Source organism: Streptomyces gamaensis, from assembly GCF_042656465.1.
Classification (GTDB): domain Bacteria; phylum Actinomycetota; class Actinomycetes; order Streptomycetales; family Streptomycetaceae; genus Streptomyces; species Streptomyces gamaensis.
In genome coordinates this window covers 163,822-188,114 of the sequence record NZ_JBHSPB010000002.1, presented here as the reverse complement: position 1 = coordinate 188,114, position 24,293 = coordinate 163,822, and the positions used below count along the sequence as shown (strand labels likewise).

The window sequence follows — 24,293 nt, the reverse complement described above, 5'->3', positions numbered from 1 at the left end:
CCCAGCAAGGACAGAGATACGGTTGACGCGGCGGTCGGCCGCGTGGGCCGGCCCGGGGAAACAAGCAGGAAGCAAGCAGGAGGATGCGCCGTGCACGGTGAGTACAAGGTGCCGGGCGGCAAGCTCGTCGTCGTGGACCTCGACGTCCGGGACGGGGTGCTGCGCGACGTGACGGTCGCCGGTGACTTCTTCCTCGAACCGGACGAGGCGCTTCTCGACATCGACCGCGCCCTGGAGGGCGCTCCCGCCGACATGACCGCCCCGCAGCTCGCCGCCCGTATCGACGCGGCCCTGCCCGAGGGCACCGTGATGTTCGGCTTCTCCTCCGAGGCCGTCGGCATCGCCGTCCGCCGCGCGCTCGCCAACGCCACCGACTGGCACCACTACGACTGGCAGCTCATCCACGACGGCCCCCAGTCCCCCGCCCTGCACATGGCCCTCGACGAGGTCCTCACCACCGAGGTCGCCGCCGGCCGCCGCCCGCCGACCCTGCGCGTGTGGGAGTGGGGCGCCCCGGCCGTGGTCATCGGCAGCTTCCAGTCCCTGCGCAACGAGGTCGACCCGGAGGGCGCCGCCCGGCACGGCATGACGGTCGTACGCCGGATCAGCGGCGGCGGGGCCATGTTCATCGAGCCCGGCAACACCATCACGTACTCGCTGTGCGTGCCGGACGCCCTCGTACAGGGTCTGTCCTTCGCCGACAGTTACGCCTACCTGGACGACTGGGTGCTGGGCGCGCTGGAGGGCATGGGGGTCAAGGCCTGGTACCAGCCGCTGAACGACATCGCGACCGAGGCCGGGAAGATCGCGGGCGCGGCGCAGAAACGCGTCGTCTCCGGCGACGGCGCGGTACTGCACCACGTGACCATGGCCTACGACATCGACGCCGACAAAATGGTCGACGTGCTGCGCATCGGCCGCGAGAAGCTGTCCGACAAGGGCACCAAGAGCGCCAAGAAGCGCGTCGATCCGCTGCGCCGGCAGACCGGACTGCCGCGCGACGCCGTCATCGAGCGGATGATCGCCACGTTCCGGGCGCGGTACGGGCTGGCGGAAGGCGCCGTCACCGAGGAGGAGTTGGCGCGGGCCGAGGAACTGGCGGCGACGAAGTTCTCCTCGCGGGAGTGGACGGCGCGGGTGCCGTAGGGGGCGGTGGGCCTACCGCTCCAGCAGTGCGAGGACGTTGTCCGTGGTGTCGGTCTCGGCGAGACGCGGGAAGATCACCTCGACGGCGACGCGGTGGGCCTGCGCATCCGGGTCGGTGACCGCGTCGGTCACCACCGTCACGTGGTAGCCGTGTTCGTGGGCGGCCCGGGCCGTGGACTCCACACCGGCGCTCGTCGCGATACCCGCGAGCACGACCTGGGTGACGCCCCGGCGGCGGAGTTGCAGGTCCAGGTCGGTGCCGTGGAAGGCGCCCCAGGTGTGCTTGGTGACGACGATGTCGCCTTCCCTGCGGTCGAGTTCGGGTGCCAGGTCGGCGAAGTCGGGGGCGGGCGCGCCGCCGCGCGGCGGCGCCTCGCAACGGCCCGGCGCGCTGCCGGCGACGCGGACGAGCACGACCGGCAGTCCGCGCTCGCGCCAGGCGGCGGCGAGCCGCGCGCCGCGCCGCAGGACGTCGTCGGCGGGGTGGACCGCCGAGGGCAGGGCGAGGATCCCCTTCTGCAGGTCGACGAGGACGAGGGCGGTCCGCGGGTCGAGCGTCGTGGCGGGCATGGTCAACTCCTTGGTTCAGGAAGGGCGATAAGGGTGACGAGGGTGATGAGGACGGTACGGGGACGGTGATCGGTCAGGTGCGGGTACGGGCGCGCAGGGCGCGGTCGGTGACGGTCAGGGCGAGCAGCAGCAGGCTGACGGCCCCGGTCACGGCGGCGAGCCGGTGGAGTCCGCCGTCGGTGGGCCGCTGTCCGTAGCACAGGCCGAGCAGGCCGGTGGCGGTGATCGCGCCGAGGTACTGCGCGGCGCGCTGGAGGCCCGCGGCGGCGCCGACACCGTCGGGCGGGGCCTGCGCGTAGACGGCGGCCTGGTTGCCGGTGGAGGCGAGGCCCTGCGGGATCCCGAAGAGCGCCGCTGCCACGAGGAGTACGGCCACCGGGGTGGCGCCGTCCGTGAGCAGCAGGGCACCGCTGCCCGCCACGAGGAGTGCGGCCACCGCCGTGAGCGGGGCACGCAGCCCCTTCGTCCGGGCGCCGAGCAGCGAACAGGCCGCCGCCGCGGCCGACATGGGCAGCATGATCAGTCCGCTGCCCAGCGCGTCGTAGCCGTGCGCGACCTCCAGCCACTGCGTGAACCCGTACAGGGTGCAGTAGATGGCGAGGTAGGCGAGCCCGTGCCGCAGGTAGGTGAAGGCGAGCGCGCGGTTGTGGGTGAGCATGCGCAGATCGACGAACGGGCGGGCGTGCCGCAGTTCGCAGACGGCGAGGGCGGCACCGAGCAGCGCGACGACGGGCAGCAGGAGCCATCGCGGGTGGGCGAGGTCGAGCAGGAAGACCATCGCCGCGGCGAGGACGGCGGCGAACAGGAGCATGCCGAGCGGGTCGGGGGACGGGTCGCGCGGCCCTGCCGCGCGGATGCCCGACGCGTCCGTACGGTCGCGGCCGCGCAGCGGCCCCGCCGGCGCCGAGGGCAGGGCCCCGCCGAGCCGGCGGAGCGCCCCGCGCCCCGCCCGGCCCGCGCTCGCGCGACCGCACGACGGCGGTCGGGCACCGGGGACGGAGGACCCCGCCCCTGCCGGAGCGCACGCCTCGCGCCCCGGCGTGCCCGCATCCGCGTCCGCGTCCGCAGCGCGCCTCCGCGTGCCTGCGGCGGGTGCCGCCGTGCGGTGTTCGCGGGGCAGCCATCGCACGGCCAGGGCGAACGCCACTGCCGCGAGCGGGATGTTGACGGCGAAGATGCCGCGCCATCCGGTGGTGGCGGTCAGCAGTCCGCCCAGGGCGGGGCCGACGGCGGCGCTGCCGAGCGCGGCCAGCGAGAGCCGTCCCATGACGGCGCGCGGCGCCTCGCGGCCGACCCGGCGGGCCTCGGCGCGCAGGAGGGCCATGGCGGCCGGGTACGCGGCCGAGGTGCCGACGCCGAGCAGGGCCCGGGAGGCGAGGAGCCAGCCGAATCCGGGGGCGAGGGTGCCGAGCAGTCCGGCCCCGCAGACCAGGACGAGTCCGGCGAGAAAGACGCGGCGCGCGCCGAGCGTGTCCGCGAGCCGGCCCATCGCGGGCTGGCCGACGGCGCTGGTGAGGTAGAGGACGGAGACGAGCCAGGCGGTGCCGGAGGGGCCGGTGCCGAAGTCCTGGCCGATGGCGACCAGCCCGGTGGCGATGGCCGTGGTGTTGACGGGGTTGAGCACCGAGCCGAGGAGCAGGGGCGTCATGAGCCGGGGCCCGAAGCCGGCGTCGGGGGCCGGGGCGCCGCCCGGGCCGGCGCCGGCGTCCGCGTCCGAGGTCACGTCGGAGGCCGGGGCTGTCGCGGAGGCCGGGCCGGTGCCGGCGGCCGGGCTCGCGGCGGAGGCCGGGCCGGTGTCGGAGGCCGGGGCGGTGTCGGAGGCCGGGGCGGTGTCGGAGGCCGGGGCGGTGTCCGGGGCCTGGGCGCCGCCTGCACCCGCGCCCGTGTCCGGGCTCGCGTCCGGGCACGCGGCGGAGGCCGGGGCCGCGCCGGAAGCCGTGCCGGTGTCCGGGGCCTGGGCGCCGCCTGCACCCGCGCCCAGGCTCCCGCCGGAGGCCGGGCTCCCGCCGGAGGCCGGGCTCGCGGCGGCACCTCGTATGCCCCATAAACCCCTGGCGCCCCTCATTCCTCGACCAGGCGCTTGAGGAGTTCGGTCGCCTCGGCGAGCGTGCGCCGCTCGCCGGCGTCGAGGCGGTGCGCGATGGCGTCCGCGAGCCAACTGTGCTTGGAGTGGCGTACGGAGGCGACGGCTTCACGGCCCTCAGGGGTGAGGGAGAAGACGACCTGCCGCCCGTCGGTGGGGTGCGGGGAGCGGGCGACGAGCCCGGCCTCCTCCAGCACTCCGAGGATCACACGCATGGACTGGGGGCGGACCAGTTCGGCGCGGGCCAGGGCGGCGATGGCGGCGGGGCCGTCGTTGGCGAGGCGGCCGAGGACGGCGCGCTGGGAGGGGGTGAGGGCGCCCTGCGGGGAGGCGGTGCGCAGGCGCCTCATGAGCTGCGAGACAGCGGCGGCCAGGTCGGCCGCGGCACGTTCCTGTTGCGTGTCGGGCATGCCGCCACGCTAGAGAAGGACAGCAAAACTTGCAAGTCTCTCTGTTGAATTTTCCTGGGGCGCGGTACCGGCGGCCGCCCCGGGATCCGGCCGGCGGCCGGCCGGTCGCCCGCCCTCGGAAGGGTGACGGGGTTGTCCACCAAGGGAGTTGTCCACAGGCGCGGGCGATCCGCTCTTGCCGCCGGGCTCCCCGGGGCCTACGGTCGGCATCCTCACCTGGATCTTCCGGGGTCCGTGTGAGGATCTACGCGTGTCCGCCTGGTGCACCTCCCAGTCGAAGGGGCAACTCATGGCCAACGTCGTCCGCGCCGCGCTGGTCCAGGCCACCTGGACCGGCGACACCGAATCGATGATCGCCAAGCACGAGGAGCACGCCCGCGCCGCCGCCGCGCAGGGCGCCAAGGTGATCGGCTTCCAGGAAGTCTTCAACGCGCCGTACTTCTGCCAGGTGCAGGAGCCCGAGCACTACCGCTGGGCCGAGCCGGTCCCCGACGGGCCCACGGTCCGCCGGATGTGCCGGCTCGCCCGCGAGACGGGCATGGTGATCGTCGCCCCGGTCTTCGAGATCGAGCAGCCCGGCATCTACTACAACTCCGCCGCCGTCATCGACGCCGACGGCACCTGCCTCGGCACGTACCGCAAGCACCACATCCCGCAGCTCAAGGGCTTCTGGGAGAAGTACTACTTCAAGCCGGGCAACCTCGGCTGGCCGGTGTTCGACACGGCCGTCGGCAAGGTCGGTGTCTACATCTGCTACGACCGCCACTTCCCCGAGGGCTGGCGTCAACTCGGCCTCAACGGCGCCCAGCTGGTCTACAACCCCTCCGCCACCTCGCGCGGCCTGTCCTCCCATCTGTGGCGGCTGGAGCAGCCCGCGGCGGCCGTCGCCAATCAGTACTTCGTCGCCGCGATCAACCGCGTCGGCCGCGAGGAGTACGGGGACGACGACTTCTACGGCACGTCCTACTTCGTCGACCCGCACGGGCAGACCGTCGGCGATCCCGCGAGCGACTCCAAGGAGGAACTGCTCGTCCGCGACCTGGACTTCACCGTCCTGGACGAGGTGCGCACCCAGTGGGCCTTCTACCGGGACCGCCGGCCCGACGCCTACGAGGGGCTGGTGCGGCCATGACCGACGGGGAGCTGTACGCCCGGCACCGGGCGGTGATGCCCGCCTGGCTCGCCCTGTACTACCGCGAGCCGCTGGAGCTGACCCACGGCGCGGGCCGCCATGTGTGGGACGCCTCGGGCAAGCGCTATCTGGACTTCTTCGGCGGCATCCTCACCACCATGACCGCCCACGCCCTGCCCGAGGTCACCGAGGCCGTCAGCGCCCAGGCCGGGCGCATCCTGCACACCTCCACGCTCTATCTCGACCGGCACATGGTCGAGTTGGCCGAGCGCATCGCCGCGCTGTCGGGCATCCCCGACGCCCGCGTCTTCTTCACCACCTCCGGCACGGAGGCCAACGACGCGGCCCTGCTGCTCGCCACCACGTACCGCCGCTCCAACCAGGTCCTGGCGATGCGCAACAGCTACCACGGCCGTTCCTTCTCCGCGGTCGGTGTCACGGGCAACTCCGTCTGGTCGCCGACCAGTCTCTCACCGCTGCAGACGCTGTACGTGCACGGCGGTGTGCGCTCCCGCGGCCCGTACGCCCACCTGTCCGACAAGGACTTCACCGCGGCCTGCGTCGCCGACCTCACCGATGTCCTCGGCCAGACCTACGGCAATGTCGCCGCGCTCATCGCCGAACCCGTGCAGGGCGTCGGCGGGTTCACCGCCCCGCCCGACGGGCTCTACGCGGCCTTCCGCGAAGTCCTCGCCGAACGCGGCATCCTGTGGATCACCGACGAGGTGCAGACGGGCTGGGGCCGCACCGGCGACCACTTCTGGGGCTGGCAGGCCCACGCGGAGAACGGGCCGCCGGACCTGCTGACCTTCGCCAAGGGCATCGGCAACGGCATGTCCGTCGGCGGAGTCGTCGCCCGCGCCGAGATCATGAACTGCCTGGAGGCCAACTCCATCTCCACCTTCGGCGGCAGCCCCGTCACCATGGCCGCGGGCCTGGCCAACCTCACCTACCTGCTGGAGCACGACCTGCAGGGCAACGCCCGCCGCGTCGGCGGCCTGCTGCTGGAGCGGCTGCGCGCCGCGGCCGCTCCCCTGGCGGTCGTCCGCGAGGTCCGCGGCCGCGGCCTGATGCTCGGCGTCGAGCTCGTCGGGCGCGACGGCTCCCCCTCGCCGCACGCCGCCTCCCTCGTCCTCGAACACGCCCGGGAGGCCGGGCTGCTCATCGGCAAGGGCGGCCGCGAGGGCAACGCGCTACGCATCGCCCCGCCCCTGTCGCTGACCGTCGAGGAGGCCGAGGAGGGCGCGGACATCCTCGAACAGGCCCTGCGCGAAGCCCAGTACACCATCGGCGGAAAGGACGGACCATGACCACCACGGCCCTGCGCGGCGGCCTCGTGATCACCGCCGCCGAGGAGACGTACGCCGACGTCCTGGTCGAGGACGGCACCATCGCGGCGCTCGCCGCCCCCGACAGCGCCTGCGCGCGGGGCTGGAGCTGCGACCGCACGATCGACGCCACCGGCAAGTACGTGATCCCGGGCGGCGTCGACGCCCATACCCATCTCGACTTCCCCTTCGGCGGCACCGCCTCCAGCGACACCTTCGAGACCGGCACCCGGGCCGCCGCCTGGGGCGGCACCACCACGATCGTCGACTTCGCCGTCCAGCCGCGCGGCGGGGCGCTGCGCGCGGGTCTGGACGCCTGGCACGCGAAGGCGGAGGGCGTCTGCGCGGTCGACTACGCCTTCCACATGATCCTCTCCGATGTGAACGACAGCTCCCTGAAGGAGCTGGACCTGCTCGTCGCCGAGGGCGTGACCTCGTTCAAGCTGTTCATGGCCTATCCCGGGGTGTTCTACAGCGACGACGGGCAGATCCTGCGGGCCATGCAGCGGGCCGCCGGCAACGGCGGGCTGGTCATGATGCACGCCGAGAACGGCATCGCCATCGACGTCCTCGTCCAGCAGGCCCTCGACGCCGGCCGCACCGACCCCCGTTACCACGGCGAGGTCCGCAAGGCGCTGCTGGAGGCCGAGGCCACGCACCGCGCGATCCAGCTCGCCCGCGTCGCGGGCAGCCCGCTGTATGTCGTGCACGTCTCGGCCGAGGAGGCCGTGGCGGAGCTGGCGCGGGCCCGCGACGCGGGGCTGCCGGTGTTCGGCGAGACCTGCCCGCAGTATCTGTTCCTGTCCGTCGACAAGCTCGCCGAACCCGGCTTCGAGGGCGCGAAGTACGTCTGCTCCACCCCCTTGCGCCCCCGCGAGCACCAGGCGGCCCTGTGGCGGGGGCTGCGCACCGACGATCTGCAGGTCGTCTCCACCGACCACTGCCCGTTCTGCTTCGCGGGCCAGAAGGAGCTCGGCCGCGGCGACTTCTCGAAGATCCCCAACGGGCTGCCCGGCGTGGAGCACCGGATGGACCTGCTGCACCAGGCCGTCGTCGAGGGGCGCATCGGCCGCCGCCGCTGGATCGAGATCGCCTGCGCCGCGCCCGCCCGGATGTTCGGCCTCGCCCCGCGCAAGGGCACCATCGCCCCCGGCGCGGACGCCGACATCGTCGTCTACGACCCGCACGCGCGGCAGACCCTCTCCGCCGCGACGCACCACATGAACGTCGACCACTCCGTCTACGAGGGAAAGGAGATCACGGGCCGGGTGGAGACGGTCCTCTCGCGCGGCGAAGTCGTCATCGACGGCCGCGAGTTCACCGGGCGCGCCGGGCACGGCCGCTATGTGCCGCGCTCCACCTGCCAGTACCTCACCTGACCGAGCCGCCGCCCCCCCCCGCAACCCTCGCACACCCCGCAACTCGCGCAAGGAGCCAAACCGTTGGACTTCGGCCTCGTCCTGCAGACCGACCCGCCCGCCACCGCCGTCGTGGAGCTCATGCGCCGCGCCGAGCGGGCCGGGTTCCGCTACGGCTGGACCTTCGACTCCTCCGTGCTGTGGCAGGAGCCCTTCGTCATCTACAGCCGCATCCTGGAGCACACCGAACGCCTCGTCGTCGGCCCCATGGTCACCAACCCCTCCACCCGCACCCCGGAGGTCACCGCCTCCACCTTCGCCACCCTCAACGACATGTACGGCAACCGCACCGTCTGCGGCATCGGCCGGGGCGACTCGGCGATGCGGGTGGCCGGGCGCCGGCCCAACACCCTGGCCGCGCTCAGCGAGTCGATGCGCGTGATCCGTGATCTCGCCGAGGGGCGGGAGACGGACGTCGGCGGCACCGTGCTGCGGATTCCGTGGGTGCGCGACGGCAGGCTGCCGGTCTGGATGGCCGCGTACGGGCCGAAGGCGCTCGCCCTGGCCGGGGCGGAGGCGGACGGCTTCATCCTCCAGCTCGCCGACCCGTTCCTGACGGAGTGGATGGTGCGGGCCGTACGGACCGCCGCCGAGGAGGCCGGCCGCGACCCCGCCTCCCTGACGATCTGCGTGGCCGCCCCCGCCTACGTCGGCGACGACCTGGAGCACGCGCGGGAGCAGTGCCGCTGGTTCGGCGGCATGGTGGGCAACCACGTCGCCGATCTCGTCGCCCGCTACGGGGAGCACTCCGGGATGGTCCCGGAAGCCCTCACCGCGTACATCAAGCAGCGCCAGGGCTACGACTACAGCCACCACGGGCGGGCCGGGAACCCCTCGGCGGACTTCGTCCCCGACGCGATCGTGGACCGCTTCTGTCTGCTCGGCCCGGTCTCCGCGCACCGTGAACGGCTGGAGGAGCTGCGGGCGTTGGGAGTGGACCAGTTCGCCCTGTACGCGATGCACGACGCGAAGGAGGCGACGATCGACGCCTACGGCAGGGACGTGATCCCGGTGCTGGGGTGAGGCGCGGGCGTGCGCGCCCCGCCCGGCGCCGGTGATCACGCCCGGGGTGCGGGGCGCGGGCTCAGCCCGTCGGCGGCTTCCCGCTGGGCCGTACGACCATCGCCGAGCCGCCGCCGCGCCGTTCGCGTTCGGCGGCGGCCACCCAGCGGCCGTCCTTCAGCCGCTGGACGCCGGTGGCCGCGCCGATCTCCGGGTTCTCCTTGAACACGTGGCCGAGGGCCTCCAGCCGGCCCCGCAGCGCGCTGTGCCACAGCTTCGGCTCCAGCTCCGTCGCGGCCGTGTTGCGCTGGCTGGCGCGGGGTGCGGCGATCGCGTCGACGAGCGGCATGCGCCGGTCGACGTGGCCCAGGAAGGTCTGCAGCACGGTCGTGATGATCGTCGCTCCGCCGGGGGAGCCGAGTGCGAAGGCGGGCCGCCCGTGGTCGAGGACGATCGTCGGGGAGATGGAGGAGCGCGGCCGCTTGCCGGGGCCGGGCAGGTTGGGGTCGTGCGTGCCGGGGCTGATGGGGGTGAAGTCGAAGTCGGTCAGCTCGTTGTTGAGCAGGAAGCCGCGTCCGGGGACGGTGATGCCGCTGCCGCCGGTCTGTTCCAGGGTGAGGGTGTAGGCGACGACGTTGCCCCACTTGTCGGCGGCCGTCAGGTGGGTGGTGTTCTGTCCCTCGTAGCCGGTCGGGGCGGGCGTGCCGCCGCTGCCGCAGGCCGCGGGCCGGCGGGGGTCGCCGGGCGGGACGGGGCTGGTCTGCGCGGCACCGTCCTTGATGAGGCAGGCCCGGGAGGCGGCGAAGCGCTTGGAGGTGAGTCCCTTGACGGGCACGTCCTCCTGCGCGGGGTCGCCGACCCAGCGGTTGCGGTCGGCGAAGGCGATGCGGCTGGCCTCCAGGTAGCGGTGCAGATAGCTCTTCTCGTCGAGCCGGGAGAGGTCGGTGCGTTCGAGGATGTTGAGGGCCTCGGCGACCGTCGTGCCGCCGGAGGCGGAGGGCGCCATGCCGTAGACGTCCAGGCCCCGGTAGGTGGTGTGCGTGGGCGAGCGCTCCTCGGTCCGGTACGCGCGCAGGTCGCGTGCCGTCAGATCGCCGCCGCGCACGACGCGGTGGGCGGCGGGGTCGACGGGCGGGGTGCGGACGGTGCGGACGATGTCGCGGCCGAGCTCGCCGTGGTAGACCGCGCCGATGCCCCGCCGGGCCAGCAGGGCGTAGGTGCGCGCGAGGTCGGGGTTCTTCAGGGTGCTGCCGACGGCGGGCAGCCGGCCGCCGGGCAGGAAGAGTTTCGCGGTGTCGGGGAAGTCCTTGAAGCGGGCCTCGTTGTCGGCGGTCTGCTTGCGGAAGGTGGCGTCCACGGTGAAGCCGTCGCGGGCCAGCCGCTCGGCGGGGCGCAGGACGTGGGCCAGGGAGCGGCTGCCCCAGTGGCGCAGGGCGGTCTCCCAGGTGGCGGGGGTGCCGGGGGTGCCGACGCCGCGGCCGCTGGTGACGGCCTCGTCGAAGGGGATGGGGTGCCCCTTCTCCAGGAAGAGGGTCCGGTCGGCGCTGAGCGGGGCGCGTTCGCGGCCGTCGATGGTCGAGACGCGGTGCGTGCGCGCGTCGTAGTAGACGAAGTAGCCTCCGCCGCCGATGCCGGCGGAGTAGGGCTGGGAGACGCCGAGGGCCGCGGCGGTGGCCACGGCCGCGTCGACGGCGTTGCCGCCGCGGCGCAGTATGTCGATGCCGGCGGCCGTGGCGTTGGCGTCGACGGTGGCGACGGCGCCGCCGTGGCCGACGGCCACCGGCGCCTTCGCGGGCGTGCGGGCACCGCCGTCGCCGGCGGGCGCGGCGGCGGCCGGGGCGGCCGTCGCCGCCACGAGCAGCGCGGCGAGCGCGGGCGCCACGGCCCGCGAACGCTGTCGTACGGTCCTTCTCGCGCGGGCCATCCCTGCCTCCTTGCGGGCGAGTAGGGGCGGAGCGTACCCGGTGGCCGCCGGTCCGCACAGGGGGCCGCGCGCGATGTCCCCCTCGGGGGTCAGCGCAGGGCGCGCAGCACCGAACGGGCCATCGCCGCCTCGCCGTTGGCGTTGGGGTGGAACGGCGCGGCGGGGCTTGCGGGCTCGACGCCCTCGATCCAGCGGTCGGCCGCCGGGGCGCACACGTCGTGGCCGGTGGTGGGGGTGTAGGTGTCGGCGTAGCGGACGTGCGCGGTGCGGGCCTGTTCGCGCAGCATCGCGTTGAGGCGCTTCTCGGTCTCGCGCAGGTAGGGCACGTCTCCGGCGGCGATCGGCACGGCCGGGAAGCAGCCGCTGCCGCTGTCGGGCATGATCGCGGGGTAGCCGACGAGGGCGATCTCGGCGTGCGGGGCGCGCTGGTGAACGGCCTTGAGCACGGCGGCGATCCTCGGCGCGGCCGCGTCGATACGGGCGGTGAGCAGGTCGGTGCCGTCCTGGGTGTAGCGGTCGCGGCAGGGCGCGCCGGCCGGGTCGCCCGCGGAGAGCCGGGCGCAGGTGCCGATGATGTCGCCGAAGCCGATGTCGTTGCCGCCGATGCCGACGGTGACCAGGCGCGTGCCGCGGCCGAGGGCGTCGAGCTGGGGGGCGTTGGTGCCCTGGGCGCGCCACATCTCGTCGGTCTTCGCGCCGCTGCAGCTGACGTCCTTGAAGGAGGTGGTCTTCATGCCCTTGGCGACGAGGGAGGGGTAATTGACCCCGGAGCGGGCACAGTTGGTATCGGTCTGCGGGGGTATGCCGGGACCGGAGGTGTAGGAGTCGCCGAGTGCGACGTAGCGTGCGCCGCCGTGTGCGGGGGCGGCGGCCGCGGGCGCGGCGGCGGCCCCGGCGGCGAGCGCGGCGGCGCCGAGTACTGCCGCGGCTCTTGCGTACGTTCCCGTGCGGTGGTGTGCCCGTGTCACTGCTGCCTCCGAGAGCTCTGGTCCATGCGACACGTCAGACTCACCCCGTGGTGACCTTCTGTCAAAGCGGTCACCCACGGCACGACATCGACAAAACGGACATCGAGCGACAATCCACCACTCTCTCCAAGTGGCTGATTACGGACGCCTGTTGGGGCCGGGGTGCCGTGCGCGCCGTAACGTCCAGCGAGGGGCGGCCGATGACAGAGCACGTGATGATACGCATGCGATGGGCAGCCTCCTTCCTGACGGCCGCGTGCGCGGCCCTCGCCCTGACCTCCGGCCCCGCCGCCGTGGCGGCAGACGGCCCGGCCCCCGGTTCCTCCGGTCCGGACGTCGCCGTGGACCTCTCCGGCCTCCACCCGATGAAGCCGGGCGACAACGGCAACTTCTCGGTCTCCTGGACCTCGGTGGGCACCGAGGACGTCACCGGGGTCACCCGCCTGACGCTCGATCTGCCGCCGGGCATCACCACGCACGGCGCGCTGATGTACTCGACGCCCTACGACTACGTGTTCAGCGAGACCGTCTCCCCCGACGGCCGGCACCTCGACGCCACATTCACCGGCAGCATCGCCCCCGGCCGCCGCCACTTCATGAAGGTCCAGTTCGCCGCCGGACCGCAGCTGCCGACCGGGACCGTCACCGCCACCGTCGCCAACTCCGCGGACACCGATCCCGGCAACAACGTGGCCATGTACGACTTCGGCGACCCGTCCCGGCAGGCGACTCCGCAGCCCGAGCCGGTGGTGACGTCCCTCGACACCACCACGGGCCCCGGCGCGGGCGGCACCGCCGTGACCGTCAGGGGCCGCGAACTCGGCCACGGCTTCGTCCTGTTCGGCGACGAACCGGCCAGGGGAAGCTGCGCGGACACCGTGTGCACCGTCACCGCGCCCGGCGGCTCGGGCACCGTTCCGGTCGACGTCGTGACCCCGGGCGGTGCGGTGCAGGCCGGCACGTACGCCTACACCGGCGCACCCCTCCCGCCGCCGCCCGCCCCGGCCGTGACGCATCTGTCCGTGCGGAGCGGGCCCGAGCGCGGCGGCACCACCGTCCACGTCTTCGGTACGGACCTGGGGACCGGCACCGTCCGGTTCGGCGACAGGCTCGCGCCGCACGGCTCGTGCGGCCCGCAGTTCTGCAGCGCGACCTCCCCGGCGGGCACCGGGACCGTCGACGTCACCGTGGAGACGGCGGGCGGCACCAGCGAGCGGACCGCGGCGGACCGCTTCACCTACACCCCCTGACCGGCACACCCACCGACCAGGAAAATTGGATTCCTGGAATCCAATTAGATACGGTGCGGGTGTGCGACTGACCAAGAGCACCGACATCGCGCTGCGCATCGCCATGCGCCTGGCGGTGACGGAGACCAGCAGCGGCGGCGCCGCGCCGACCACCCGCGAGGTGGCCGAGGCGGTCGGCGTGCCCTACACGCACGCCGCGAAGGTGGTCAGCCGGTTGCAGCACCTGGGCGTGGTCGAGGCCCGCCGGGGCCGGGGCGGCGGGCTCGCGCTCACCACCGCCGGCCGCACGGGCTCGATCGGCCGCCTGGTGCGGGAGCTGGAGGGCACGGGGGACGTCGTCGGCTGCGAGGACGACCCGCCGTGCCCGCTGCGCGGAGCCTGCCGGCTGCGCGGAGTGCTGCGCCAGGCGCAGGAGGCGTTCTACGCCACGCTCGACCCCGTCACGGTCGAGGACCTCGTCGGCAGGCCGACCGGCCCGCTGCTGCTGAGCCTGAGCCCGACACCGGGCCCGGGAAGCTGACGGATCCGCTCCCCCATGGTTGCGTCCGCACAGTCCGCACACCCGAAAATACGAGTCTGAAATGCAAATTTCAGCCGGTCATGGACCACGCACCACTGAGCGCAAGGAGTCGCCGATGCTGTCCCCCCAGTCGACCGAGATCGTCCGCGCCACCCTCCCGGCGGTCGGCGGAGCCATCGGCGAGATCACGCCGCTCTTCTACAACAAGATGTTCACGGCCCACCCCGAGCTGCTGCGCGATCTGTTCAACCGGGGCAACCAGGCCGAAGGCACCCAGCCGAAGGCCCTCGCCGGCTCCATCGCCGCCTTCGCGACCGCGCTCGTCGAGCACCCGGACACCCGCCCCGACGCGATGCTCGCGCGCATCGCCCACAAGCACGCCTCGCTCGGCATCGCCCCCGACCAGTACCCGGTGGTCCACGAGCACCTCTTCGCGGCGATCGCCGAGGTGCTGGGCGAGGCCGTCACCCCCGAGGTCGCCGCCGCCTGGGACGAGGTCTACTGGCTGATGGCGAACGCCCTCATCGCCCTGGAGGACCGCCTGTACGAGCAGGCCGGCACCCCGGACCGCGAGGTCTTCCGCCCCTGCCGCGTCGTGGGCCGGCTGCGGGAGACCGACGAGGTGGCCACCTTCCTCGTCCAGCCGCTCGACGAGCGGCCGCTGCCCGCCCCGCGCCCCGGCCAGTACGTCTCGGTGCGCGTCCAACTCCCCGACGGGGCCCGGCAGATACGCCAGTACAGCCTCTCCGGCCGCCCCGACCAGGCGCTGCAGTTCTCGGTCAAGCGCACGGCCGGCGTGGTGCCCGGCGAGGTCTCCAACCACCTGCACGACCACGTCGGCGTCGGCGACGTCCTCGACGTCAGCGTCCCCTTCGGGGACGTCGTCCTCGACGAGGGCGACTCCCCCGTGCTGCTCGCCTCCGCGGGCATCGGCTGCACCCCCATGATCAGCATGCTCGCGCACCTGGCCGCCACCGGTTCGCGGCGCCGCGTGGTGTGCGTGCACGCCGACCGCAGCGAGTCCACCCACGCCTTCCGCGAGGACCTCGCCCAGCTGGCCGCCAAGCTCCCGGACGCGGCCACCCACGTCTTCTACGAGCGGCCCGAGGGCGACTGGCCCGCCGAGCGCACCGGCTTCGCCGACTTCTCGGGCCTCGGCATCCCCGAGGGGGCCACGGCCTATCTGTGCGGGCCGCTGCCGTTCCTGCGCGCGAGCCGCGCCCAGCTGCTCGCGGCGGGCGTCGCGGCCTCGGCGATCCACTACGAGGTCTTCGGCCCCGACCTGTGGCTCGGCCAGGACTGACGGCGGCGCCTCAGGGCTCCATCCCGTCGGGCACCTCGTGCGGCCGCCCGGCACCCGGCAGCAGGGTGCCGGGCTCGGCCGGCGCGACCTCGACGGCCTGTGTCTTGACGCTGCGGCGCTCGCGGCGCGCGACCCAGGTGGCGAACCACGACAGCAGCATGCACATCCCGATGTAGATCGGGGAGATGACCATGACGACGGGGATGAACGGCAGCCCGTAGTCGAGATTGCCGGCGATCAGCTTGCCCGCGTGCAGGAACTCGTCGTAGGTGATGAGGAAGCCCAGCGAGGTGTCCTTCAGGGCCACGACGAGCTGGCTGATGATCGTCGGCAGCATGGCCCGTACCGCCTGCGGGACGAGCACGTGCACCATGGCCTGCGTCTTGCGCAGCCCCAGCGCGTAGGCCGCCTCCCGCTGCCCGCGGTCGACGGAGTCGACGCCGGTACGGAAGACCTCGGCGAGCACCGAGCCGTTGTAGAGCGTCAGCCCGGTCACGAGCGCGGGCAGCGGCTGCACCTTCAGGGCCACGAAGACGAAGAAGACCATCACCAGCACGGGCATCGCGCGGAAGAACTCCACCAGCAGCGTGGCCGGCCAGCGCGCGGCCCGGTGCACCGACAGCCGTCCGGCGGCGAGGACCGCGCCGAGCGCCAGGGAGAGCACGGCGGCGATCCCGAAGGCCCGCAGCGTGTTGCCGAGCCCGCGCAACAGCAGGTCCTGCACGCCCTGATAGATGAAGGGCCGCCACTTCTCGGCCGTGAACTGTCCGGTGGCGAAGAGCAGATGGACCGCCCAGGCCACGAGCGCGGCGATCACGAGGGTGGAGAGGATCCCGTAGACGGCGTGCCGCCGCCGCGTCAGCGGACCGGGGACGTCGTACAGCGCGGTGGTGGTCACTTCTCGGTCACTGCTCCTCCTCGCGGGCGCTCACCGGGCGATCCCCCAGCGCCGCTCCAGCACGTTGAAGACCGCGCTGATGGTCAGGGTCACCAGCAGATAGCCCACCGCGATCCACACGAAGGACCACACGACGCCGTAGCCGAGCTCGCCGAGGGTCTTGTACGTGCCGAGGAGCTCGGTGACGCTGAACGACCCGGCGATCGCGGAGTTCTTGGCGAGGGCGATGAGCGTGGAACCGACGGGCGGGATCACGGCGCGGAACGCCTGGGGCAGCACGACCAGGGCGAGGGTCTGGGTGAAGGTCATGCCCAGGCTGCGGGCGGCCTCGCCCTGTCCGAGGGGCACGGTGTTGATGCCGGAGCGCACGGCCTCGCAGATGAACGCGGAGGTGTAGCAGCCCAGGGCGAGCACCGCGAACAGCTGGAAGGGCAGCACGAGCCCGAAGCGCGGCAGCCCCAGCAGCACCGCGAAGAACAGCAGCGTGAGCGGGGTGTTGCGCAGCACGTTGACCCACAGCGTGCCGAAGGCCCGCAGCGAGGCGACGGGCGCGACCCGGAAGGCCGCCGTCACCAGGCCCAGCGCGAGCGCCAGCAGCGAGGCGTAGACGGTGAGTTCGACGGTGCCGAGCAGCCCCCTGCCGTAGAGGGAGAGATTGTCGGTCAGGACGTTCACGGGTCCTCCTCGGCGTCAGCCGGCGGGCGGGTAGCGGTCGACGGCGGGCGGCTGGGGGGCGGGGACGCCGGAGCGGCCCAGGGTCGCGTCGTAGGCCTTCTTCCAGTCGCCGTTGCGCTCGTGCTCCTCGATCGCGTCGTCGAGGGCGTAGCGCAGCGCGGTGTCGCCGCGCGGCACGCCGATGCCGTAGGGCTCGCGGGAGAACGGCCGTCCGGCCAGGCGCAGTTCGTCCGGGGCCTTGGCGGCGAAGCCCATGAGGATGGTGTCGTCGGTGGTGACGGCGTCCACCTGATAGGTGAGCAGGTTGTCGACGCAGATCGAGTAGGTGTCGTAGGCGACGGCCTGGGCCCTGGGGTAGTCGCGCCGCAGGCGCTGCAGCGGGGTGGAACCGGCGGCGGAGCACACGCGCTTGCCGGCCAGGTCCTGCGGCCCCGCGATGCCCTTCTCTTCCTTGCGGACCAGCAGGGACTGGCCGGCGATGTAGTACGGGCCCGCGAAGCCGACCTGTTTCTTGCGCAGGTCGTTGATGGTGTAGGTGCCGACGTAGTAGTCGATCTGGCCGTTCTGCAGGGCGGTTTCGCGGTTGGCGGAGGCGATGGTGCGGAAGGAGACCGTCTTCGGGTCGAAGCCGAGGGAGGCGGACATCATCTTGGCGATCTCGATGTCGTAGCCGGAGTACACACCGGTCGCGGGGTCCTTCTCACCGAGGTAGGGCTGGTCCTCCTTGGCGCCGACGACGAGATGGCCGCGGCTTCTGGCGGCGCGCCAGGTGGGCGAGTCGGCCAGGGTGAAGCCGGTCGCCACGCGGTAGACGGGCAGTTGCTCGGGCTTGGGCCCCTTGACGGGCGGGCTGCCCGGCCTGCCGCAGGCGGCGGCGAGCAGCACGAGCGCGAGCACGAGGGCGCGGCGCACGGTGCGGGGGTACGCGGGCGGGCGGCGGTACGGGCGTACGACGCCGGACGGACGACGGTACGGGCCGGGGAGCCCCGGACCGTCCGCGCTCCCGGCCGCCGGGCGTCCGGTCCCCGTCCGCGCCGCGGCCGGCCGCTGGTTCCTCGTCGCGTTCATCTGCGCGTGCCCGCCCGTTCAGTGCTTGAGGATCTTGGAGAGGAAGTCCTTGGCGCGGTCGCTCTCGGGCGCGGTGAAGAACTCCTCGGGCGTGCGGTCCTCCACGACGCGGCCGTCGGCCATGAAGACGACCCGGTTGGCCGCGGACCGGGCGAAGCCCATCTCGTGGGTGACGACGACCATCGTCATGCCGTCGCGCGCGAGCTGCTGCATGACCTCCAGCACCTCGTTGATCATCTCCGGGTCCAGGGCCGAGGTGGGCTCGTCGAACAGCAGCGCCTTGGGATCCATGGCCAGGGCGCGGGCGATGGCCACGCGCTGCTGCTGGCCGCCGGAGAGCTGCGCCGGGTACTTCTCGGCATGCGCCAGCAGCCCCACGCGCTCCAGCAGTTCGCGCGAGCGCCGGTCGGCCTCGGCCCGGGAGCGCCCGCGGACCTTGACGGGGGCGAGGGAGACATTGGCGAGGACGGTCTTGTGGGCGAAGAGGTTGAAGGACTGGAAGACCATGCCGACCTCGGCCCGGAGCCGGGCCAGTGCCCTGCCCTCCTCGGGCAGCGGACGGCCGTCGAGGGTGATCGTGCCGGAGTCGATCGTCTCCAGCCGGTTGACGGTCCGGCACAGGGTGGACTTCCCCGAGCCGGAGGGGCCGATGACCACGACGACCTCGCCGCGGCCGACGGTGAGGTCGACGTCCTTCAGGACGTGCAGCGTGCCGTAGTGCTTGTTGACACCACGCAGTTCGATCAGGGGTTCCCCGGCCATGTCCCGTCCTGCCACTCCCGGCTCTCTCGCGGTGCTCCCGCGCGGCTGCCGTCCGGCGGCGGCAGGCGCTCCGCGCAACCTATCCGCCGCATAAGGGACTTCACCGATGACACGCACACACTGGGGTATTCCTTGGGCATTCACCGCCATTTGCCGCTGTTCGCCCTAGGTACACAGTCCGGGCCTGGGTACCTAGCCTGTGGGGCGGACCTGGGGAGAGGTCCGGGGGACTTCCGGGAGGCTTCCGGGGGCGTTCACGGGGAGGGGACGGCAAGGTGGGCGACGCGAGGCCCGTCTACCAGCGCATCGCGGACGATCTGCGCCGCCGCATCGACGAGGGGGCGCTCGCCGTGGGGGACCGCATCCCCTCGCGGTCGGAGCTCAAGCGGGCGTACGCGGCCAGCGACCAGACCGTGGACCGGGCGGTGCGCGTACTGAAGGCCGCCGGGTACGCGGAAGGCCGGTTCGGGCGCGGGGTGTTCGTCACCGACCGGGCGCCGCTGGGCAGTCTGCTCCGCTCGACCGGGGGTGTCGACTCCCCGTTCGCGGCCCGGGTCCACACGGCGGGGGCGGCGGACGGGCCCGGCCGCCCGGCGCCGCGCACCGGCCCGGAGACGGTCGTGACCTGGGAGGCGTCCTCCAGCGAGGGCGCCGCCCCGCAGCGCATCGCCGAGCGGCTGCGCATCGCTCCCGGCGAGCGTGTGCTGTGCACGCACTACGAGTACCTGGCCAACCGGCATCCCGTGCAGCTGGCCACCAGCTGGGAGCCCCTGGCCATCACCGAGGGCACCGACGTCGCCCTGCCCGAACGCGGCCCGTACGCCCGGCGCGGGGTACGCGGACGGCTCGCGGCCATCGGCATCCGCGTGGTGCGCGCGCAGGAACTGGTCGGCGCACGCCCGGCGACCACACCCGAGGCGGAAGCGCTCGGCTGCGCGGCCGGCAGCTGCGTCACCGTCATCGAGCGCACGCATTTCGACGGCGACGGCCGGGCAGTGGAAACCTCCGACATCGTGGTCCGCGCGGACCGCTGGCGGCTGGAGTACGACATCGCGTTCACGAGCTGACCGACCCGGTACGGCTTCGGGTACGGCGGCCGACCACGCAAACCCGCCCGGCCGGCAGGCCGTCACGGTTCTGCCAGTTCCCCGTACAGTTGCGACAGCTCCGGGGCGCCGTCCTCCGCCCAGGTGCGGCCCGCTTCGACGACGTCGATCTCGCGGCCGTTGCCCAGGCGTACGACCGGCTGGCCGTCGGGGCGGATCCACCAGCCCGCGCCGGGGACCGTACGGACCACGACCGTGCCCAGGTACAGCCCCGCGTCGTTGCCGAGCCACGGGACGAGCTCCGGGTCCTCGCGCCAGCCTGGCTGCAACTGGTCCAGCTCCTCCAGGGACGACGGTGTGTCGTCGAGCGCGACGCCTGCCGACTGCGCGTGCGTGCGCAGCAGTTCGCACTCCGACAGCAGCTCGGCCAGACCCTCCGGGTCCCGGTCCACCGCCTCCGCCGGCGCCGCCCCGCGTGCGGGGCTGTGCCGCCTGCGCCAGCTGTCCAGGAAGGGAATGTTCATACCGGCCAGGATCGCACTCGTACGGATGGCCTCACCACAGGCGCGCGGCGCATGACGTTGCCGCTCGGCCTCCTTGACGTCGCTCCGACGTCTCCTTAGCTTCATCCCGCCACTGACGGAAGGGGGGATCGCTGGGAGGCATGACACGCATGCTCCGGACATCCGCACGGCCCGCCAGGGGGCGGCACAGACCCGGCCGGTACGCCGGTCTCACGGCGGTGAGCGCCCTGTGCGCCGTCACTTTCGCGCACGCCCCGGCGCTCGCCACCCCAGGGCACTACGAAGAGCCGCTCCCTTTGGAGCGGCTCTTCGACAACACGGCGGTCGGCGACAACTCCCGTGCCGGGCGGGCCGCGGACTTCGACGGCGCCGGCAACTCCCTGTCCGCCGCCGACCTCAGGGCCGCCGGCTGGCTCCCGGGCCGCACGCTGACGGTCGACGGGGCGCGGCTGCGCTGGCCGCACTGCCGCGCCGGACGGCCGGACAATGTGCGCGCCCACGGGCAGGAGGTGCGGCTGCCGGGGCGCGGGGAGGCGCTGACGTTCCTCGTGACGGCGACCACGCGGGGGCTGCCGGGGGGTGAGGTGTCCGGGCCGGGCCGGGTGCGCTACCGAGACGGCTCGTTCAGCACGTACCGGCTGACCGTGCCGGACTGGCGGCGCGGCCCGCTGACGACGAAGGCCGTCGCCCTGCCGCACCTGATGACCCGGGGCGGCGCGCGCGGGGAGACCGCCCGGCTGTACGCGCTGTCGGTTCCGGTCGCGCGCGGCCGCGAGGTCGCCTCGGTGCTGCTGCCGAGAGAGCGTTCCGCGGGCGAACTCCACGTGTTCGCCCTGGCGTTGCGCAGTCCCTCGATCGGGTGGACCGGCAGCTGGGCGGCTTCCCCCTCCGGGTATGCGGCGGTCGGCCCGTGGACGGACCGGACCCTGCGGCTCGTGGTGCACTCCAGCGCGGGCGGGCCCCGCACCCGGATCCGGCTGGACAACGCCTTCGCGGGCCGGCCGGTGCGCATCGGGCACGCCACGGTCGCGGTGCAGCGGCAGGGCGCGACGGCCCTCGGCCGGCCCCGCACCCTGGCCTTCGAGGGCCGCCCCGGCACGGAAATCCCCGCCGGGGCCCAGCAGTTCAGCGACCCGCTGGGCTTCTCCGTGCCCGAGGACACCAATCTGCTGGTGAGCCTGTATCTGCCGGGCACGGTACGGGCGTTGCCGCTGCACAGCTACACCAACCAGGTCTCGTACCTGACCGCCGACGGCAGCGGCGACCGTACGGGCGAGCCCGGCGCCGGCCCGTACACCGGGAGGCTCACGACCTGGCCGCTGCTCACCGGGGTCGACGTGGCGGGCGGCCCGGGTTCGGTGGTGACGCTCGGCGACTCGATCACCGACGGCGAGCGGTCGACGCCGAACGCGAACGTGCGCTGGCCGGACCTGCTGGGGCGGCGGCTGCGCGCCCAGCGCTCCGTACCGGCCTTCGGGGTGCTCAACCACGGGATCTCCGGCAACCACGTGGTCACCGACCGGTATCCGGGCGACGGCACCAGCACCGTGCTGAGCGGCCCGAGCGCCGTGCACCGGCTGGAGCGCGACGTCCTCGCGCAGACCTCGCCGCGCGCGGTGATCGTCTTCGAGGGCGTCAACGACGTGCGCTGGGGCACCACGGCCCGGCAGGTGATCGCCGGACTGCGGACGATCTCCGCGCAGGCCCACGCGCGGGGCCTGCGGGTGCTCGTGGCGACGATCGCCCCGTGCGGCGGGTTCCACGACTGCACGGCGGCGGCCGACGCGCAGCGCGTGGCCGTCAACCGGCACATCCGTCAGTCCGAGGGCGAACTCTACGACGCCGTCCTCGACTTCGACGCGGCGGTCCGCGACCCGCGGCACCCCGAGCGGATGCTGCCGGGCTACGACTGCGGCGACCACCTGCACCCCAACGACGCGGGCATGCGCCGCTTCAGCGAGAGCGTCGACCTGCGGCAGCTCGTGTGAAACCGCTGTACGCGCAAGGGGAGCCGGCGTCCCGCCGGGGCGCCTCAGACGTCCAGGTCGACGACGACCGGGGCGTGGTCCGAGGCGCCCTTGCCCTTGCGCTCCTCGCGGTCGACGAAGGCGTCCGTACGGGCCTTGGCGAACGCCGCGTTGCCGTAGACGAGGTCGATGCGCATGCCCTTGTTCTTGGGGAAGCACAGCTGCCGGTAGTCCCAGTAGGTGTAGGGCCGGTCGTACTTCAGCGGGCGCGGCACGACATCCTCCAGGCCCGTCTCCCGCAGGGCGGCGAGGGCGGCGCGCTCGGCCGGGGTGACGTGGGTCGCGCCCTCGAAGACGGCCGGGTCGTAGACGTCCTCGTCGGCGGGCGCGACGTTGTAGTCGCCGAGGACCGCGAACGGGCGCTCACCGCGCGCGTCCTCGGCGACCGCGTCCCGCAGCGCCTCGAACCAGCGCAGCTTGTACGCGTAGTGGTCGTGGCCGACCTCGCGCCCGTTGGGCACATACACCGACCACACGCGCACCGGACCGCACGTCGCGGAGACCGCGCGCGGCTCCTGCGCGCCCTCGTAGTCGGGACCGCCCGGCAGGCCCGTCACGACATCGGCCAGGCCGACGCGGGAGAGCAGGGCCACACCGTTCCACCGGCCGGTGGCGTTGACGGCCGCCTCGTAGCCCAGCTCGCGCAGCTCCGCGTACGGGAAGGCGCCCTCGGCGCACTTGGTCTCCTGAATGCACAGGACGTCCGTGCCGCTGCTCTCCAGCCAGGCCAGCAGCCGGGGCAGGCGGGCGGTGATCGAGTTCACGTTCCAGGTCGCGATGCGCATGCGCCCACCCTAATGGCCGGGTACGACAGCCCGGCCCGGCCGGGACCGCGCCCGGTTCACAGCTCCAGGGAGTCCCCCGGCGCCAGCCGCAGGTGCTCGGTGCCCACGCCCGGCCCGTCCGGGCCCAGCATGCGGTCGTAGACGGGGCGGGCGAGGTCCGTCAGCAGCGCGTCGTGCACGTCGACCGCGCGCCGGGGGCCGACCTCGCGCAGGTAGTCGATGATCTCGCCGACCTTGTTCCAGGGGGCCATGACCGGCACCATCAGCGTGTCCACGGGCACGCCGGGGACGGTCAGGGCGTCGCCGGGGTGGAAGACCGAACCGTCCACGAGATAGCCGACGTTGGTGATCCGGGGGATGTCCGGGTGGATCACCGCGTGCAGCTGCCCGTGCACCTGTACCTCGAAACCGGCGGCCGAGAAGGCGTCGCCTTCCCCGACCGTGTGCACCCGGCCGGGGAAGGCGGCCGCCATCTGCTCGGCGACACTGCGCAGTGTCCACAGCTCGGCCTCCGGATTCGCCTCCAGGGCGGCGCGCAGCCGGCCGGCGTCGAAGTGGTCCGGGTGCTCGTGCGTGACGAGCACCGCGTCCGCCCCGGCGGCCGCGTGCGGCTCGCTGAAGCCGCCGGGGTCGATGACGAGGGTGCGGCCGTTCTTCTCCAGACGCACGCACGCGTGGCCGCGTTTGGTCAGCATGATCTCATTGATCGGCTTCATGCCGCCCATCCTGCCGCTAGGGCCTGGCCCGCGTCTCCTCGGCGACGACCCGCCGGGCGACGGCGAACGCGGCCCGCGCGGCGGGCAGTCCGCAGTACAGTGCGGTGTGCTGCAGCGTCTCCGCGATCTCGGCGGGCGTGGCGCCCGCGCGCAGGGCGGCGCGGGTGTGCTCCGCCAGCTCCTGAAGGTGCCCTCCGGTGGTCAGGGCGGTCAGGGTGAGCAGGCAGCGGGTACGGCGGTCGAGGCCGGGCCGGGACCAGACCTCGCCCCAGGCCGTGCGGGTGACGAAGTCGTCGAAGCCGGCGGTGAAGTCGTCACGGTCCGCCTCGGCCAGGGCGGCGTCGGCCTCGGCGAGCACCTCGCGCCGGGTACGGGCGCCACGCGCGACCGTATCGCCGTCGGCCGGGGCGGGGGTGCCGGCATGACCGGCGCCGTGCCCGGGGGTGGGCGGTTCGGCCGGTACGGGCGGTACGGGCGGCAGGACGGCGGTGGGCGCCAGGTCCTCGGGCGCCGTGGCCCCGTGCCCCGCGCCACCAGGCACCCCGAACCCGGGCCCCCCGGCCCCTGCGGCCCCCTCGGTGCCCGGTCCCGCGAAGCCCGAACCGTTCGTCCCCTGCGGGAAGCCCGTCGCGGGCGCGCCCGGAACGGGCAGGCCCCGGCCCTCCGAGCCGTTGCCGCCGGCTCCGTCGCCCGGAGCCGGCGTGCCCGCAGGTCCCGCGCCGGGGAATCCCGGCGCGG

22 protein-coding genes and 1 pseudogene are annotated in these 24,293 nt (G+C 73.6%); 10 read left to right on the top strand and 13 right to left on the bottom strand.

Going from position 1 to position 24,293, the window contains the following annotated elements:
• Positions 1–90 precede the first annotated feature (90 nt).
• On the top strand, positions 91–1,146 hold the full coding sequence (locus tag ACFP1Z_RS03530; protein ID WP_390314291.1) for a lipoate--protein ligase family protein: 1,056 nt from the start codon (positions 91–93) through the stop codon (positions 1,144–1,146).
• A gap of 12 nt (positions 1,147–1,158) precedes the next feature.
• Here the strand turns inward: ACFP1Z_RS03530 and ACFP1Z_RS03525 are convergent, their stop codons facing one another.
• The 3 genes from ACFP1Z_RS03525 to ACFP1Z_RS03515 all read right to left on the bottom strand — a co-directional run bounded on the left by ACFP1Z_RS03525 (position 1,159) and on the right by ACFP1Z_RS03515 (position 4,209).
• Positions 1,159–1,716 carry an isochorismatase family protein gene (locus ACFP1Z_RS03525; RefSeq protein WP_390314290.1) on the bottom strand — a complete coding sequence of 186 codons (558 nt, stop codon included), beginning with the start codon at positions 1,714–1,716 and terminating at the stop codon, positions 1,159–1,161.
• A 73-nt stretch (positions 1,717–1,789) separates the two neighbouring features.
• A complete protein-coding gene (locus ACFP1Z_RS03520; protein WP_417801275.1) occupies positions 1,790–3,781 on the bottom strand; it encodes an MFS transporter in 1,992 nt (663 codons plus the stop codon).
• The gene (locus ACFP1Z_RS03515) at positions 3,778–4,209 is read right to left on the bottom strand and encodes a MarR family winged helix-turn-helix transcriptional regulator (protein WP_390314287.1); all 432 of its coding nucleotides are present in this window, start codon (positions 4,207–4,209) and stop codon (positions 3,778–3,780) included. Before ACFP1Z_RS03515 ends, ACFP1Z_RS03520 begins: the two co-directional genes overlap by 4 nt.
• Positions 4,210–4,498: 289 nt before the next feature.
• Here ACFP1Z_RS03515 and ACFP1Z_RS03510 point away from each other — a divergent pair, with 289 nt between their 5' ends.
• The 4 genes from ACFP1Z_RS03510 to ACFP1Z_RS03495 all read left to right on the top strand — a co-directional run bounded on the left by ACFP1Z_RS03510 (position 4,499) and on the right by ACFP1Z_RS03495 (position 9,110).
• Positions 4,499–5,341 carry a nitrilase-related carbon-nitrogen hydrolase gene (locus ACFP1Z_RS03510; protein WP_390314286.1) on the top strand — a complete coding sequence of 281 codons (843 nt, stop codon included), beginning with the start codon at positions 4,499–4,501 and terminating at the stop codon, positions 5,339–5,341.
• On the top strand, positions 5,338–6,651 hold the full coding sequence (locus tag ACFP1Z_RS03505) for an aspartate aminotransferase family protein (RefSeq protein ID WP_390314285.1): 1,314 nt from the start codon (positions 5,338–5,340) through the stop codon (positions 6,649–6,651). Before ACFP1Z_RS03510 ends, ACFP1Z_RS03505 begins: the two co-directional genes overlap by 4 nt.
• Positions 6,648–8,048, top strand: a complete 1,401-nt coding sequence (gene hydA / locus ACFP1Z_RS03500) for a dihydropyrimidinase (protein WP_390314284.1) — start codon at positions 6,648–6,650, stop codon at positions 8,046–8,048. Before ACFP1Z_RS03505 ends, hydA begins: the two co-directional genes overlap by 4 nt.
• Positions 8,049–8,111: 63 nt before the next feature.
• A complete protein-coding gene (locus tag ACFP1Z_RS03495; protein ID WP_390314282.1) occupies positions 8,112–9,110 on the top strand; it encodes a TIGR03842 family LLM class F420-dependent oxidoreductase in 999 nt (332 codons plus the stop codon).
• 61 nt (positions 9,111–9,171) lie between these two features.
• Here ACFP1Z_RS03495 and ggt read toward each other — a convergent pair whose 3' ends face one another.
• A complete protein-coding gene (gene ggt, locus ACFP1Z_RS03490; protein ID WP_390314281.1) occupies positions 9,172–11,013 on the bottom strand; it encodes a gamma-glutamyltransferase in 1,842 nt (613 codons plus the stop codon).
• 89 nt (positions 11,014–11,102) lie between these two features.
• Positions 11,103–11,981 (bottom strand): SGNH/GDSL hydrolase family protein, encoded by an 879-nt coding sequence (locus ACFP1Z_RS03485; RefSeq protein WP_390314279.1) that lies wholly within the window; start codon positions 11,979–11,981, stop codon positions 11,103–11,105.
• Positions 11,982–12,205: 224 nt separating this feature from the next.
• Between ACFP1Z_RS03485 and ACFP1Z_RS03480 the strand changes: the two genes are divergently transcribed.
• The 3 genes from ACFP1Z_RS03480 to ACFP1Z_RS03470 all read left to right on the top strand — a co-directional run bounded on the left by ACFP1Z_RS03480 (position 12,206) and on the right by ACFP1Z_RS03470 (position 15,054).
• On the top strand, positions 12,206–13,231 hold the full coding sequence (locus tag ACFP1Z_RS03480) for an IPT/TIG domain-containing protein (protein ID WP_390314278.1): 1,026 nt from the start codon (positions 12,206–12,208) through the stop codon (positions 13,229–13,231).
• A 61-nt stretch (positions 13,232–13,292) separates the two neighbouring features.
• Positions 13,293–13,751, top strand: coding sequence for an RrF2 family transcriptional regulator (locus tag ACFP1Z_RS03475; protein ID WP_390314276.1), 459 nt, complete (start codon positions 13,293–13,295; stop codon positions 13,749–13,751).
• A 115-nt stretch (positions 13,752–13,866) separates the two neighbouring features.
• The gene (locus tag ACFP1Z_RS03470) at positions 13,867–15,054 is read left to right on the top strand and encodes a globin domain-containing protein (RefSeq protein WP_390314275.1); all 1,188 of its coding nucleotides are present in this window, start codon (positions 13,867–13,869) and stop codon (positions 15,052–15,054) included.
• A gap of 10 nt (positions 15,055–15,064) precedes the next feature.
• Here the strand turns inward: ACFP1Z_RS03470 and ACFP1Z_RS03465 are convergent, their stop codons facing one another.
• The 4 genes from ACFP1Z_RS03465 to ACFP1Z_RS03450 form a co-directional block, all read right to left on the bottom strand.
• On the bottom strand, positions 15,065–15,952 hold the full coding sequence (locus tag ACFP1Z_RS03465) for an amino acid ABC transporter permease (protein ID WP_390314274.1): 888 nt from the start codon (positions 15,950–15,952) through the stop codon (positions 15,065–15,067).
• 30 nt (positions 15,953–15,982) lie between these two features.
• On the bottom strand, positions 15,983–16,627 hold the full coding sequence (locus ACFP1Z_RS03460) for an amino acid ABC transporter permease (RefSeq protein WP_390314272.1): 645 nt from the start codon (positions 16,625–16,627) through the stop codon (positions 15,983–15,985).
• A 15-nt stretch (positions 16,628–16,642) separates the two neighbouring features.
• Positions 16,643–17,539 (bottom strand): glutamate ABC transporter substrate-binding protein, encoded by an 897-nt coding sequence (locus ACFP1Z_RS03455; protein WP_390314270.1) that lies wholly within the window; start codon positions 17,537–17,539, stop codon positions 16,643–16,645.
• Positions 17,540–17,713: 174 nt separating this feature from the next.
• On the bottom strand, positions 17,714–18,457 hold the full coding sequence (locus ACFP1Z_RS03450) for an amino acid ABC transporter ATP-binding protein (protein WP_390314268.1): 744 nt from the start codon (positions 18,455–18,457) through the stop codon (positions 17,714–17,716).
• 275 nt (positions 18,458–18,732) lie between these two features.
• Between ACFP1Z_RS03450 and ACFP1Z_RS03445 the strand changes: the two genes are divergently transcribed.
• Positions 18,733–19,524 carry a GntR family transcriptional regulator gene (locus tag ACFP1Z_RS03445; RefSeq protein ID WP_390314267.1) on the top strand — a complete coding sequence of 264 codons (792 nt, stop codon included), beginning with the start codon at positions 18,733–18,735 and terminating at the stop codon, positions 19,522–19,524.
• Between the two features lie 62 nt (positions 19,525–19,586).
• Here ACFP1Z_RS03445 and ACFP1Z_RS03440 read toward each other — a convergent pair whose 3' ends face one another.
• On the bottom strand, positions 19,587–20,027 hold the full coding sequence (locus ACFP1Z_RS03440; protein ID WP_390314266.1) for a DUF6278 family protein: 441 nt from the start codon (positions 20,025–20,027) through the stop codon (positions 19,587–19,589).
• A gap of 149 nt (positions 20,028–20,176) precedes the next feature.
• Between ACFP1Z_RS03440 and ACFP1Z_RS03435 the strand changes: the two genes are divergently transcribed.
• Positions 20,177–22,015 carry an SGNH/GDSL hydrolase family protein gene (locus ACFP1Z_RS03435; protein WP_390314265.1) on the top strand — a complete coding sequence of 613 codons (1,839 nt, stop codon included), beginning with the start codon at positions 20,177–20,179 and terminating at the stop codon, positions 22,013–22,015.
• A 44-nt stretch (positions 22,016–22,059) separates the two neighbouring features.
• Here ACFP1Z_RS03435 and ACFP1Z_RS03430 read toward each other — a convergent pair whose 3' ends face one another.
• From ACFP1Z_RS03430 to ACFP1Z_RS03420, 3 genes and pseudogenes are all read right to left on the bottom strand, one after another.
• Complete coding sequence (locus ACFP1Z_RS03430) at positions 22,060–22,839, bottom strand: exodeoxyribonuclease III (protein WP_390314263.1); 780 nt, start codon at positions 22,837–22,839, stop codon at positions 22,060–22,062.
• 56 nt (positions 22,840–22,895) lie between these two features.
• The gene (locus tag ACFP1Z_RS03425) at positions 22,896–23,537 is read right to left on the bottom strand and encodes an MBL fold metallo-hydrolase (RefSeq protein WP_390314621.1); all 642 of its coding nucleotides are present in this window, start codon (positions 23,535–23,537) and stop codon (positions 22,896–22,898) included.
• Positions 23,538–23,571: 34 nt separating this feature from the next.
• Positions 23,572–23,841 (bottom strand): annotated as a pseudogene (locus ACFP1Z_RS03420) (carboxymuconolactone decarboxylase family protein); the annotation flags it as partial.
• Positions 23,842–24,293 lie beyond the last annotated feature (452 nt).

Coding starts and splice junctions, on each gene's coding strand:
- ACFP1Z_RS03525 (WP_390314290.1), bottom strand. CDS start 1,716: ATGCCCGCCACGACGCTCGACCCGCGGACCGCCCTCGTCCTCGTCGAC.
- ACFP1Z_RS03520 (WP_417801275.1), bottom strand. CDS start 3,781: ATGAGGGGCGCCAGGGGTTTATGGGGCATACGAGGTGCCGCCGCGAGC.
- ACFP1Z_RS03515 (WP_390314287.1), bottom strand. CDS start 4,209: ATGCCCGACACGCAACAGGAACGTGCCGCGGCCGACCTGGCCGCCGCT.
- ACFP1Z_RS03510 (WP_390314286.1), top strand. CDS start 4,499: ATGGCCAACGTCGTCCGCGCCGCGCTGGTCCAGGCCACCTGGACCGGC.
- ACFP1Z_RS03505 (WP_390314285.1), top strand. CDS start 5,338: ATGACCGACGGGGAGCTGTACGCCCGGCACCGGGCGGTGATGCCCGCC.
- hydA (WP_390314284.1), top strand. CDS start 6,648: ATGACCACCACGGCCCTGCGCGGCGGCCTCGTGATCACCGCCGCCGAG.
- ggt (WP_390314281.1), bottom strand. CDS start 11,013: ATGGCCCGCGCGAGAAGGACCGTACGACAGCGTTCGCGGGCCGTGGCG.
- ACFP1Z_RS03480 (WP_390314278.1), top strand. CDS start 12,206: ATGCGATGGGCAGCCTCCTTCCTGACGGCCGCGTGCGCGGCCCTCGCC.
- ACFP1Z_RS03470 (WP_390314275.1), top strand. CDS start 13,867: ATGCTGTCCCCCCAGTCGACCGAGATCGTCCGCGCCACCCTCCCGGCG.
- ACFP1Z_RS03450 (WP_390314268.1), bottom strand. CDS start 18,457: ATGGCCGGGGAACCCCTGATCGAACTGCGTGGTGTCAACAAGCACTAC.
- ACFP1Z_RS03440 (WP_390314266.1), bottom strand. CDS start 20,027: ATGAACATTCCCTTCCTGGACAGCTGGCGCAGGCGGCACAGCCCCGCA.
- ACFP1Z_RS03435 (WP_390314265.1), top strand. CDS start 20,177: ATGCTCCGGACATCCGCACGGCCCGCCAGGGGGCGGCACAGACCCGGC.
- ACFP1Z_RS03430 (WP_390314263.1), bottom strand. CDS start 22,839: ATGCGCATCGCGACCTGGAACGTGAACTCGATCACCGCCCGCCTGCCC.